Origin of the sequence: Paenibacillus taihuensis (assembly GCF_003386535.1) — a bacterium.
Classification (GTDB): domain Bacteria; phylum Bacillota; class Bacilli; order Paenibacillales; family Paenibacillaceae; genus Paenibacillus_Z; species Paenibacillus_Z taihuensis.
Genome location: NZ_QTTN01000042.1, coordinates 14,799 through 27,225, shown reverse-complemented (window position 1 = coordinate 27,225; position 12,427 = coordinate 14,799). Strand labels below are relative to the sequence as shown.

The 12,427-nt window shown below is 48.7% G+C and carries 12 protein-coding genes; 6 read left to right on the top strand and 6 right to left on the bottom strand.

The window, feature by feature from the left end; genetic code table 11:
• Positions 1-45: 45 nt before the first annotated feature.
• From A8990_RS25595 to A8990_RS25580, 4 genes are read left to right on the top strand one after another with little or no spacing between them, the layout of a single operon-like run.
• On the top strand, positions 46-1,491 hold the full coding sequence (locus A8990_RS25595; protein WP_245996221.1) for a spore germination protein: 1,446 nt from the start codon (positions 46-48) through the stop codon (positions 1,489-1,491).
• An 11-nt stretch (positions 1,492-1,502) separates the two neighbouring features.
• Complete coding sequence (locus A8990_RS25590) at positions 1,503-2,642, top strand: Ger(x)C family spore germination protein (protein ID WP_181909781.1); 1,140 nt, start codon at positions 1,503-1,505, stop codon at positions 2,640-2,642.
• 20 nt (positions 2,643-2,662) lie between these two features.
• Positions 2,663-3,757: a GerAB/ArcD/ProY family transporter gene (locus A8990_RS25585; RefSeq protein ID WP_116191877.1), complete on the top strand. Its 1,095-nt coding sequence runs from the start codon at positions 2,663-2,665 to the stop codon at positions 3,755-3,757.
• Positions 3,758-3,782: 25 nt separating this feature from the next.
• Positions 3,783-4,793 (top strand): acrylyl-CoA reductase family protein, encoded by a 1,011-nt coding sequence (locus A8990_RS25580; RefSeq protein WP_116191876.1) that lies wholly within the window; start codon positions 3,783-3,785, stop codon positions 4,791-4,793.
• 111 nt (positions 4,794-4,904) lie between these two features.
• On the opposite strand, the gene A8990_RS25575 is transcribed toward A8990_RS25580, so the two are convergent.
• Positions 4,905-5,477 carry a YjgB family protein gene (locus A8990_RS25575; RefSeq protein WP_245996219.1) on the bottom strand — a complete coding sequence of 191 codons (573 nt, stop codon included), beginning with the start codon at positions 5,475-5,477 and terminating at the stop codon, positions 4,905-4,907.
• Positions 5,478-5,659: 182 nt separating this feature from the next.
• Here A8990_RS25575 and A8990_RS32320 point away from each other — a divergent pair, with 182 nt between their 5' ends.
• On the top strand, positions 5,660-6,148 hold the full coding sequence (locus A8990_RS32320) for a hypothetical protein (protein ID WP_245996218.1): 489 nt from the start codon (positions 5,660-5,662) through the stop codon (positions 6,146-6,148).
• Positions 6,149-6,175: 27 nt separating this feature from the next.
• The gene (locus A8990_RS25565; RefSeq protein WP_116191873.1) at positions 6,176-7,426 is read left to right on the top strand and encodes an ATP-binding protein; all 1,251 of its coding nucleotides are present in this window, start codon (positions 6,176-6,178) and stop codon (positions 7,424-7,426) included.
• 94 nt (positions 7,427-7,520) lie between these two features.
• Here A8990_RS25565 and A8990_RS25560 read toward each other — a convergent pair whose 3' ends face one another.
• The 5 genes from A8990_RS25560 to A8990_RS25540 form a co-directional block, all read right to left on the bottom strand.
• Positions 7,521-8,642 (bottom strand): VanZ family protein, encoded by a 1,122-nt coding sequence (locus tag A8990_RS25560; RefSeq protein ID WP_116191872.1) that lies wholly within the window; start codon positions 8,640-8,642, stop codon positions 7,521-7,523.
• Between the two features lie 156 nt (positions 8,643-8,798).
• Positions 8,799-10,001 (bottom strand): MFS transporter, encoded by a 1,203-nt coding sequence (locus tag A8990_RS25555; RefSeq protein ID WP_181909780.1) that lies wholly within the window; start codon positions 9,999-10,001, stop codon positions 8,799-8,801.
• Positions 10,002-10,142: 141 nt separating this feature from the next.
• A complete protein-coding gene (locus tag A8990_RS25550) occupies positions 10,143-10,997 on the bottom strand; it encodes a GNAT family N-acetyltransferase (protein ID WP_116191870.1) in 855 nt (284 codons plus the stop codon).
• Between the two features lie 167 nt (positions 10,998-11,164).
• Entirely contained in the window at positions 11,165-11,860 is a 696-nt protein-coding gene (locus A8990_RS25545) for a DUF4367 domain-containing protein (protein ID WP_116191869.1), read from the bottom strand.
• Positions 11,850-12,404, bottom strand: a complete 555-nt coding sequence (locus tag A8990_RS25540) for a sigma-70 family RNA polymerase sigma factor (RefSeq protein ID WP_245996217.1) — start codon at positions 12,402-12,404, stop codon at positions 11,850-11,852. Before A8990_RS25540 ends, A8990_RS25545 begins: the two co-directional genes overlap by 11 nt.
• Positions 12,405-12,427: the final 23 nt, after the last annotated feature.

Genomic DNA, 12,427 nt, shown 5'->3' with positions numbered 1-12,427 from the left:
CATAATATTCAGAACGACGACGAGCAGGAAAGGAGCTGGACAGCCTTGCGATTAATCAGCAGTAGTCTTCAAGAGAATGAAGCCTCTTTACGAGAACAATTAGCGAACTGTTCGGATCTTGTGATCCGATCCTTTACGTTAAAGGATGAATCGCTGCTCTTGCTTGTTTATTTAGATGGCATGACCAAGCTGCAAAGCGTCGAGGATAATTTGCTGAAGCCTCTGATCTTCAGCGGCTTGCCGCATGGCATTGCACGTATCCAGACACTCACCGAGATGATCAAGCACGAATGGCTTCCATTATCCAATGTGAAGACGGACGAGAGTTTGGAGGATCTGATCCAGCATATCCTGCAAGGAAATTTGGCCATTTTGGTGGATGGCGAAGCTTCTGCGATCATCGCGGGGGTCCAAGAATTTGAGAAGCGAGGAATCGAAGAGCCGAAGAAAGAATCCACCTTGCGCGGCGCCAAGGAAGGCTTCGTGGAGAATCTTCGTACGAATACGTCGTTAATCAGACGGAGAATTATTCATCCCCAACTGAAAATGGAATCTTATACGATAGGCAAATACACGCAAACCGGAGTGGTCCTTGCTTACATGCAAGGCATCGCGGATGAGAAAGTATTAGCGGATGTAAGAGGTAAGCTCGATGAGATCGATGTCGACGGCGTCATCGAGTCTTCTTATCTCGAGGAATGGCTGGAGAACACCTCCTTCTCCATGTTTCCGCAAATCATGAACACCGAGCGCCCGGATATTGTGGCTGCTAGTTTATTAGAAGGCAAGATCGCACTCATCACGAACGGAACCCCGTTTGTGCTTATTCTTCCCATTACCTTCTGGTCAGGACTGCAATCAGCGGACGACTATTTTGAAAGGTTTGTGTTCGTCGTTTGCATGCGTGCGATTCGCTACCTCATGGCGTTTATCGCCTTTTCCTTGCCAGCGATTTACGTTGCGCTATCGACGTTTCATTCCGAGATGGTCCCTGTGAATCTGATGCTTGGCATTGCGACGGCCAGGGAAAGCGCGCCTTTTCCAACTGTCATTGAAATGTTGCTCATGATGGTCATCTTCGACGGATTGCAAGAGGCTGGCGTTCATCTTCCCAATCAACTCGGACCGATCATTAGCATTATTGGTGCGCTTATCATCGGGCAAGCAGCGGTTGAAGCAGGAATCATCTCGACGCCGATCATTATCGTCATATCCTTGACTGGCGTTGCCGCATACACGATTCCGAAATATAGTGCCACCCTTCCATTTCGCATGATCAGATACATCCTATTGCTCATTTCCAGTCTGCTCGGCTTTGTCGGCTTCACGTTCGGCATTATCTTCTTGCTCATTAATCTGGTGATGCTCGAATCATTCGGAACACCGTATATGAGCCCTGTTGCCCCGTTCGATGGTACGCGGATCAAAGACATGATTATTCGTTACCCCTTCTGGATGAAGAACGGTCGAAACAAGAAAGTGCGTTCGTGATGCTTAGGTTCATGGCACTCGCATTCTTTTCTTTAATCATGATTCTGTTCTTCTCTGGGTGCACGGATTTTGACGAACCGAATCAATTGGCTTTTGTCCTCGGTACAGCCATTGATCGTGCGGATAATGGAGAGATGGAAATTAGCCATCAAGTCGTAATCACCTCTCAAGCTCCGAGTAAAGGTGGAAGCTTCGGCGGTTCCAATCATTTCATTATTCTGTCGGCCAAAGGCAAGGATATCTACGAAGCGCAACAGAAAATTCAAAGGGAAACCTCCCGCAGATTGATGATGAACCATCGTATCTTGATTGCGATAAGCGAAGAGTATTTCAATCAGAATGATGTAAGGAAGATATTTGATAAGCTTGGCAGGGATCCAGCGAATAACTTAAGAGATATTATCGTGCTAATTAAAGGTGCCAGCGCCAAACAATTCCTGAAGATGAAGCATCCGATGGAACCGCTCTCCAGTATCGGGGAAGACAAGAAAATGCAGACGAATGCAATCAGGAACTTCTCTTCCAGGACTCTCATCATTGAGACTCTCTCGGAAGGCACGCGCTCTATGCTGCCCGTCATTCAGATTAAACCTTCCAAGAAAGGCAGCAATCTAATGAGTACGAATACCATCGTGTCGAAGTACGCAGTCTTGGACAAGCAGCTTAAAGTCAAAGGCATAGTAGATGATGTCGAAGGTGCAAAGGTAGGATGGATGTCGGGAAATGAAACCGTCCAAGGCATAACTATTCCATGGAAGGACGGCATTGGCTACCTATCGTTCCGATTGAACCATCTTAAACGCCGAATTCATGCTGTTCGCGTAGAAGAATCTAAACAAATCATAATGAGCGTTAAGGCACAAGCTTATCTTCTTGAAAATACGACACAGCTAAACTTGTCAGAGGTCGATAACATGATTGTCATCCAGAACTACATGAATAAACAACTGGAGAAGGAAATGCAGCAGACTGTTGATAAAGTGCAGAACTGGGGAGCCGATGTATTCGGGATCGGCGAATATCTTCATCGCAAATATCCATACTGGTGGAAGTCGAAGAAAGAGGATTGGGATCAGCACTTCAAGGAAATGGACGTTAAAGTTCAGGTGAATATCGAGCTCAAATCCATCGGGATGATCGGTAAGCTGTAAATAGTCGGAGGTGATCGAAGATGAAGATAGGCAGTTATCCAATGTTCTGGATGGTCAGTATTTCCTCGATAATCGTGAGCTCCTTCCTCCCTATTCGATTAGCTATGGAAGAATCAAGGCAGGATTGTTGGATTTCCATGCTGCTCGGAGGCATGATCATGATGGCCGCCACATGGATCATGCTCCGGGTATGCATGCAGAATAAGGATAAAACGTTAGTGTTCTTCATCAAAGACCTCTTAGGCACTCTGCTAGGCAAAACGATTGTCATCGTATATTTCCTGCTGTGGCTCTGGCAGTTATCGACGTTAACTACGGCTATGGTCGAATTTCAAAACTTAATTCTGTTGCATAATACACCTACGATCGTGCTCATCGTGTGTACGTTGTTTCTCGCGGTTTATGCGGTATATAGAGGCGGATTAACGGCAATTAGCCGCTGTGCAGAGGCGATTGGCCCCTTCTTTATCATCTTCTGTTACTCTCATCTGTTCCTGAATTTCAAATACATCGATATGAAGCGTATACTGCCCATCTATGCGGACTCGGGCTGGATTCACATCCTGAAGGGAACCTTCTATTCGTACAACTATATCGTAGATCCAACAATCATTCTCATGCTGTTCTTCTTCGCCGAAAATAAGCGAACTGCCTCGCGCGCGATTCTCTGGGGAACGGCGGTTGCAATGATATGGGGTATATTATCCACCTTGGTTGTCCTATTCGTGACCGGTCCGAACTTGGCTTCCGAATTGGTGCACCCGACTTACTACCTTACGAAATTTGTAACAATTCTCAATTTCATTCAAAACATCGATTCGTTCTATGTCACCTTCTGGATGTTCGGCAACTTTATTAAGCTATCCGTTTATCTGTTTATCCTTAGCTATGGGTTATCCGAATGGACGGGCTATAAGAACTGGAAACTGATCGCTTGTTTCATGACGATTGTCTGGCTCGCAATTGTCATCTACAGCTCGCACCATATCCGAATATCGCATAGCTTCAAAAACCTGTATCTCATCGGTTACTTCTACCCTTTCGTTTACTTTGGAATCCCTTTACTATTATGGTTGATTGGAAGTTTGCGAAAAGCTGTGAAGCAGCCACTATAACGCGGGTAAAGGAATGAGATTCGATATGAATATAACTTCATTTAAAGCACTTATGGTCGATAAGCAGAGCGATCGCTTCGAAATCGGCATACGTGACCTTAGCCTTGCTGATCTCCCTCAAGAGAACGTAACCATTCGAGTATCCTATTCCAGTATTAATTACAAAGACGGATTGGCTGCGACACCAGACGGTCGAGTTCTCCGTGCGTATCCCATGATCCCCGGAATCGATCTGGCAGGAACAGTCGTCTCGTCATCAGATTCGCGTTGGCGAGAAGGCGATGAGGTTATTGCGACAGGATATGGGCTAGGGACTGATTATTTCGGTGGTTACAGCGAATACGCGCGAATACGAGGTGACTGGCTCACGGCATTACCTCAGGGTCTAACGCTGCGCGAAGCGATGATAATTGGCACTGCCGGATTCACTGCGGCACTCTCGCTGCACCGGCTTGAATCCAACGGGCTTGTTCCTGGAGCTGGCCCGGTGCTTGTGCTGGGCGCTACGGGCGGGGTTGGGAGCCACGCTGTCGCGATGTTGGCCCGAGCGGGATACGACGTGACTGCCAGTACGGGCAAATCAAGCGAACATGACTATTTGCGAATGCTCGGCGCACGTGAAATCATCAGCCGCGAGGCGCTGCAAGCTCCGGAAGGCTCGCGCAGAGCATTGAACTCGGAGCATTGGGCCGCCGCTGTCGATCCAGTGGGCGGCGCATCGCTGCCGTACGTCTTAAGTACGATTCGCTATGGAGGCTCTGTCGCTTTAAGTGGTCTGACTGGCGGCGGAGAGTTCCCAGGAACGGTCTTCCCTTTCATATTGCGAGGTGTGAACTTGCTTGGTATCGACTCTGTCTACTGCCCTTCTCCGATGCGCGAGACGTTGTGGCAGAGAATTGCTTCGGACTGGAAACCGGCAAGGCTAGATGCGATGGTGTCCGATGAAGTCTCTCTTGCTGATCTGCCTGCTGCGCTGCCCGCAATACTGAAGGGCGGCGTCCGCGGCAGAACTGTTGTGAGAATTGCACAGGAATAGATCGGCCCAAGTTACACCGCTATCAGCTGGAGCTTGGCTACACAAACAAAAACCATCGTCTACATAGATGATGGTTTTTGAGTTTGTTTGTGTTACGGGTCATCTTATATCTTACCGTTTAAGCAGATTGATATGGTCAAGGTTTGTACTGCTATTGAAAATAAACGCGAGTTTGTATGTGCCGCGATTATAGGTGATTTTCTGCTGGACCAGGGAGCCGTTCCGAATCACATTCGACTTGGAAGGCTTGCCCCACTTCCCAAGGAGCATTCGCTTCGTTATTCCGCCAATATTCGTATCCCGTTCAACATTGGTTCCGAAGTAGCGAATTTCCCGAGCTTTATTCAGCTTATAGGCGATGGCATAACCGGGGTGCCCCATATTCGCATTATATTGGTCAAATCCATCCGCATTCGTTCTCGTCTTGTCCGGCTGACCAATTAATGCAAGCACATTCTGACGGGTGCTGACCCCGATCTTCAGCCCATTCACCGCGCCGGGGAACCTGCCATTCAACGCAGGCTTATAGAAACTATTCAGTGTCTTCAGAGCTGAGGCTGCATCCTCCGCACTCAGTTTCCGTATCTTCGCTGCTTCATGGCCATATGTCTGAGCGGTAAATCCCGATGTGAGTGCAAAGCTGGCGATCGTCACGGTGAGAGCGACCTTATAAAGTTGTTTCAAGATTGGCAATCCTCCTGATGTCGATGTATGAGCCGCATTTCGTATGTCATAGATAACTTACCACGATGTCCAATTCATTATTAGGTCATTTTCCCTCATAGTTACCCCATTTTCTGCCAAAAATAACGAGACTTCTATGGAGGAGGCGAATTGAAATCGCAAATTCTGTTCAGGAATTGAAATTGACGTTCGCTGAGCAACATGATTTTCACATTCGGGAAGAACGCTTCGATGACGCCACGATCTATCTTGTCGGTTTCAACACGCTGATCGATTTTACGAAAACCACCTTACATGTTCGGCAGATGGCTGAACGATTTACTTCCGTACACGAACTATTCCTAAATCTCCGCGAGCAGCTTGATGCGGATGCATCACAGCTCAAACAGGCTGTACTTGATGGCAAGCTAGTACTGATCTCGGAGAACGGCAATAACGCGATCATGGAACCTGTCCCTGTTTATGGAAAATCAACCGTTCGCGCTTGTTGTTCCCCATCTGTTCTCGGATATGCTCAGTACTGCAAACGATCACAATCTCCCTTATGGGCTTTCCATCTTAGTTCGAATTCTAAGGGGCTTAGGAGCTTTTGCCACACTTTTACCAAAAGAAAAGTTGCGATAATCTTCCTCGAAATGAAGGAATCGACTATCCTTTTCCAGAAAACATAGGAAAGCGTTTACGAAAGGAACGACTCCATGGCCTCCAATTCCGACTTCATTCTTAATGCGTTTATTATTTTTCTGCCGCTCATTTTTTACCGTCCTTTCTATAAACGAAAGTATCATCCTCTATTCGTGTACGTATTATTCTTGATACCGATGATCATTACGATGAGCTTTCCGGTCAAAATCTTCGATTCCATACTTGATCTAAGAGGAGTTCCGCTCGTGATCGGCTCACTTTACGGCGGTCTCTCTACGACTCTCCTCTTATTCGCTAGCTTGCTTGCTTACCGGCAGATCTTGGGCGGCATCGACCTGTTTCATTATTTCCTTTCACTGCTGCCTGCGATCATTCTGATCCTGTTTCTCTTGAAGAAGTTCGAGAAAGCGAGCTCCAAGAAGAGAATGCTGCTTGTTCTCGCCGTGTGCTTCTTTCTGCGCGTGACGGTCGTCAATCTGTACGCCTTTCTCGAAGGCGCGGATTCATTCTTCATGGCATCATTCGTACCCACGCTGCCGATTATCTTCTTGCAGTGCTTCATGGCGGTGATGCTGGTGTTCATGATTGAAATGCTGCGAACGCAAAACCAGATGAAAGAGGAAATCATTCAAGCGGAGAAGATGAAGGTCGTCAGCGAAATCGCGGCTTCCGTCGCGCATGAGGTCCGCAACCCATTGACGTCCGTCCGCGGCTTCATCCAGCTGATGTCCGATCCGGCACTCAGCGATCGGAAGCGTCAACAGTTCTCCTCCATAACGCTCGAAGAACTGGACCGGGCGGAATCGATCATATCGGATTATCTATCGCTGGCCAAACCGCAGATCGAGAGCCTCGAACCCATTGCGCTGGGGGAAGCGCTCACCAAGGCGTCTCAGATCTTGAGTTCTTACGCGAATTTGCAAAATGTCGAAATCGTCACGGACATGAATCATTCCGCAACGATCTATGGAAGCAAGTCCAAGTTCAGACAAGCGATCATCAATATCGGAAAAAACGCCATCGAAGCTATGCCTGGCGGAGGGATTCTGACCATAGCTTACACGGTCAATGAATCGAACCAAACAGTCGTCATCACGATCACCGATACCGGCATTGGCATGAACGAGGAACAGCTTAACCGGCTGGGAGCGCCTTATTACACGACGAAGGACAAGGGTACCGGGCTTGGGACCATGGTAATCTTCAGCGTCATTCGCGGCATGAACGGGAAGGTCGAGGTCAGCAGCAAATTAGGCATTGGTACCACGTATTTCATAACGCTGCCGTTAACGCAGCAGTCTTAATAAACGGACTTTTTCGTCAGAGAATAGAGGGTCAGAGAATAAGAAACGGCAAATCTGGTTTAATCAGCTGCCGTTTTTTGTTATCTCCACTCATTCAACTGGCATTGTTACGCCCCGTCTTTACCGACTTCAGCGTGATGGCATGGTCGGTACCGCTGCGCCGCTCGTAGAACAGCTGCCGCTTCCTGTTGAACAGACACATGATAAGATGAATGCCGAATATGGCGTTTACGGCGAAGACGATCAGTAGTAATGGGAGTATGGCTATCGAGCTGCCTCCCCGATGTGCGCCGATGCTGATCATAAGCGCATTTACACCCCCGACGATACCGTAGAGCAGGCCGTACCGGATCAGCAGCTCGCGAATACCCAGCCGACTTGCCGCCCCGCGTACCCGGATGCGAACAAACCATTTGCCGAACGTCTGTCCATTGCTCAAATATGGTATTACGATGAAGTAAGATACGACTGCAATGATGTACGGCACAGGTACTTTCAGGATTGCAAGCACGGCGATGACTGGATTTAATACGAACCAATCTAGCATGAACGCAAGCATTCTTCGCGTGTACGACACACGCTTTGAGGCGAGATCGATGTTCGCGTCAAGCTTGTCGATTCGGGGCAGACGCAGAGACAGCCATTCAGCGGCCACGAAACCGAGCATCCCTCCTACCGTGTTCGTCATCACATCGTCGATGTCCATCAGGCGGTATGGATAATCGAAGATCCCGTAAATTCCGGTCACCTGCGTCACTTCAAAGAAAAGCGATAATCCGAGTGTCAGCAGCAGACATTTCAGCCAGCCGGTACGGAAGTAATAACGCAGAAACATGCCAAACGGCACGGTCAATAACACATTGAAAACGACTTGCAGTACCGCCCTTTCTTGGACCAAACGAAGATAAGTCGAAGGATGCCCCCAGTCGACGCCGGTTTCCTTCATGATGTCGAGTACGAAATGGAACGGTATCCACTGCACATACGAACCCGTTGTTGGCGGTTCATTATGAACGCTCGAAGGAAACGGCAGCAATATCAAGTAAAACGCGTTCATGAAGTAAAGCAGGAACAGATATAGCAACATTGCCCTGTATTTATTCACGTACCCATGTCGCCGATATTGCACGAGCAGAAACGGAAGCGTGAACAGCAGCGCTGCAATCGGAAAGCTTAGAAACGCATATGAGATCGGGAACAAGTAGAAAGTCAGCATGCCGGGCACCTTTCGCGCGGACAGGCATGAATCGCGCCGGTCCAAAATTGCTTGCTTGTGTCATCTATTTTACCCAAGTTATGGTGAAGCGAAGCCATATAGGAGGACGAAGTGCCGCCTAAGTGCCGCCTAACAAAGTAGCGTCTATATCGCTCATTACATGTCTAGCTCAGACGGCAGTTTCCTTGCCGGAAGACCAGGGAATCGAAGGGCAAAAGGCATGATGATAACCGTGACCACCACGAGCGCGCCGATCGCAAGCACTCGTTCATTCAGCAGCAGTTGTACAAGCAGCGACAGCACGATGCCTCCGAGATTGCCGAACAAGAGCAACAATCCCGTTACTGCGCCTGCAGTTCGCGCTTTTGCCTTGGCTTCCGCGAACGATAGGACAATTGGCAAGTCGGCAAGCAGGAGCAAGCCGGTCAGTGCAAGCAGCGCCATAAACAGCCAGGTAGGCATGCCTGTCGCAAGGAAAACCAGCAGCACAACGCTGACCGCGAGCGATAGAAGCAGTACCCGCCGCGCACGATATCCTCGCATGGCGAAGTCCGGCAGGATTGCCGCTCCGATGATGCCAGCTGCTGTCATGAGCCCAAGGCCAGCTCCGACCTGCACCGAATCGTAACCGATCGCATCTGCCAGCACTTCAAGCCATGTTGCCAGCGTAATAAAGATTCCAAAGCCTGCAAACAGCAGCAGGCTGAATAAACGCACCCATCGCTGCGACCAGATCTCCCGAAGCGTGCTAAGCATTGGAGCTTGTGCTTGTGCTGCATCCCTCGTCTCCTCTTCATAGAGAGGAGCATGCCGAAGCGCGAGCAACAGCGTCGCACAAGCGATTGCACTAAGCGAAGCCTGCGTCCAAAGTACGGCAGGAAGCCCGCCCCACTTCATGAGGAAAGGCACTGTCACGTTGGATATCATAATACCAACGAACAGGCTGGCAGTGCCGGTCGCAATGGCAATATGACGTTTGGAAGGTGCCGCATAGAGGGTTGCTATTTTGTTAACGGCGTTAAGCACCAAGGGTTGCCCCACTGCAATCGCGATCTGACCGGCCAATGTGAAATCATAACCGGGTACCAACCGAATAAAGGCTCCAACGACCGTAAGTCCCGCTCCCCAGGCCAACGCGCCGCGGAAACTGCGGTCTGCTGCGAAACCGAACGGGATGGACAACAGGACGTAAATAAGAGGAAACACGAGTGACAACCACCCGACAGCATCAACCGATACTCCCCACTGCTCTGCAGCATCTGTCGTAATGGGAGTGAATGTGACCCAAAGAATCTGCGTGACAGCCGCAAGCGCAGCATAAGCGATGATGACAGACCAGCGAGAAGACGTGTGGTTCAAGCCGATGCCCCCTTATATATGACGACAAACGCGATGTGGAACAAATCTCATACTATGTATTCCATGTATATATTGTAAAACCCTGCAATATTTTCGGGCGCGAAAGAGACCGCCATTGTTATGGCAGCCTCCACGTCTATGCTAGATATCTACTGACTTAAGTTCTAATCTTACCGGAAAGAAATACCCCATTTTCTCTAACAACAGCATTGCTTCCTTATTCTGTTCATTCACAATTGTATCAACTTCGTACCGACCATTCTTAGTGTGATACTCAAAAGCTTTTGATATAAGCAACTTCCCCAGTCCCTTATTACGCCAGCGAGGAATTACGAACAATCGTTCAACTGCACCGGTTTGCCAACACATCACGCTGCCAACGAGTTCATCTCCATCAAATGCAGAGACGGTATGTAACTCTGGACCGCCCATCATCCATTCCAGCATGTTGACACTTCGGTACACGACACCTTGATAGAACTGATTTTCTAATTTGGTATACTTGACTCTTTCCTCCTTCGACTCCATGGGATTGAACATGACTTGAACCCCGGCAGGTGCGCTGACTTCAGGTAAAGGCTTATCCAGCGATCGCTTCGCGATGTAATAAGTTTGATAAGGACTAAAGCCAATTCTCTCGCAAAATGTTCTGTCCCCCCAAAAGTCATTCCACGCAACCAGCTTTGTCTTCTTGTTCAGCTTGCGCAGCTTGTGACAAGTTTTTATGAAATATGGAAAGAGAGCTTCTCGCACTTCGTTCATACGATTTGAAGCGAATTCGTTGGTGGGCATTTCGATTTCGAATATATCATGGTCATCCGCAATCCCATGCCGCAAGTACCCCACACCGACTAATTGATCGTCCTCGTTAAACACACAGCTCATGATCTGATGACCGAAATCTTGATTGTATTTGAAGAGGATCCATGCTTTGTGACTTAATTCTTTCACGATGTCCTCTAATTCATCACAATACGGACGAACTTGTAGTGCCATTTGAGTGCCTCCTATCTTCTATGTAAGTTGCCTTGCATATCGTAGCAAAAGTTGCGCTCCATAAACTATATAAAAGACTCCTCCTAATCATTTGTTGCACAAAAATGTTAAACAAAAAAATCACATCGCGAGTTCCGATGTGATTTCAAAATTAAAATCGCAATATTTTATAGCGCTGCCGACTCCGCCATCTTCATCGCTTCATCACCCGAGATAGGCCCAATGATGCCATAATGGACATCGTCGACGGTCCAATATAACTCCGTCATATTCGGTTGTTCGAATTCGACTCCTTCCACATTGCCAACCTTCGTCTTCGTGAACAGCTCGGGTGGATAAGCCGTCTCCATGCGGCTCGCCGAGAATACTACAGTTTGCTCACCTAAATTGTATGTGAACAGGATATCTCGCGCCGGTTGACCCGGCATCCCCACAGCTTCCATCTCCGTCAAGGTGTACCCATCCGGAATGACGGCTGGAAGCCGCAAGCCTTCGCCAAAAGCCGTCTTTGCTTCTTCAACAGAACGAAGCGTAGTTGTCTTCAAATGGCTCACTTCTGATCCAACTGCACCATCGTTCGACTGTCCGGGCTGCACGTTCTCCGTTGTATTGCCGACAGGAGTCTGAGAGCTCGGCTGTCCTAACAGCGGAACGGCAATCGCAATTAAGACTGCAGCCACAATCCCCGCAGCTGCTATCTTCCATGACTTGGCAGCTTCCCATTTGCGGCGCACTGGCTTCTCCAATGCTGCTTCTTGACGGATTTTCTGCATCAATGATTCCCCCATTTCCAATTTCACAAATAAAATCTCGTCTATTTCCTTTCCCAACTGCTCACGAAGCTTATGATCTCTATCTATCATGCAAGGTACCCTCCTTATCGATCTCGCGGGCAAGCATTTCTCTCGCCCGATGCAGTCTGCCCCGCACGGTTCCTTCCGGTGTGTTCGTTGCTTCAGATATCTCTCGGATTCCGAGGTCCGCGTAATAATACAAGTACAATGCTTCCTGATACAGTAATGGAAGGCGAAGCACATGCTGCAGCACTTCGCTCTTCGCAAGCCGCTCGAGCGCCTCTTCTTCCACGCTGATCGTACGGCCCAGCTCGAGCTTACTTGGCTCGGTCGGTTGCTCCGTAAACATACGAACGCCAATCTTATCGCGGCATACATTAACCGTGATTGTTGTCATCCATGTCTTAACGGCGCTATCGCCGCGGAAAGTCGTCCACTTGCGGTACACACGTAGGAAGACCTCTTGGCTAATATCCTCAGCGAGATGGGCATCGCCTGTATAGAAATAAGCGGTTCGGATGACAATCGAGCCGAATGCGTCCATGAGCTGCTCGAGCGCTTGCGCAGGGTCTTTCGCGAATTCATCTTTGTGTCTTAAGCCGGCCGGCTTCACGTGATCACCTCCACCCTATTAGA

What these genes read in the sequence shown, in the direction of transcription:
- A8990_RS25590 (WP_181909781.1), top strand. Translation starts at nt 1,503, where the DNA reads ATGGCACTCGCATTCTTTTCTTTAATCATGATTCTGTTCTTCTCTGGG.
- A8990_RS25585 (WP_116191877.1), top strand. Translation starts at nt 2,663, where the DNA reads ATGAAGATAGGCAGTTATCCAATGTTCTGGATGGTCAGTATTTCCTCG.
- A8990_RS25580 (WP_116191876.1), top strand. Translation starts at nt 3,783, where the DNA reads ATGAATATAACTTCATTTAAAGCACTTATGGTCGATAAGCAGAGCGAT.
- A8990_RS25565 (WP_116191873.1), top strand. Translation starts at nt 6,176, where the DNA reads ATGGCCTCCAATTCCGACTTCATTCTTAATGCGTTTATTATTTTTCTG.
- A8990_RS25560 (WP_116191872.1), bottom strand. Translation starts at nt 8,642, where the DNA reads ATGCTGACTTTCTACTTGTTCCCGATCTCATATGCGTTTCTAAGCTTT.
- A8990_RS25550 (WP_116191870.1), bottom strand. Translation starts at nt 10,997, where the DNA reads ATGGCACTACAAGTTCGTCCGTATTGTGATGAATTAGAGGACATCGTG.
- A8990_RS25545 (WP_116191869.1), bottom strand. Translation starts at nt 11,860, where the DNA reads ATGATAGATAGAGATCATAAGCTTCGTGAGCAGTTGGGAAAGGAAATA.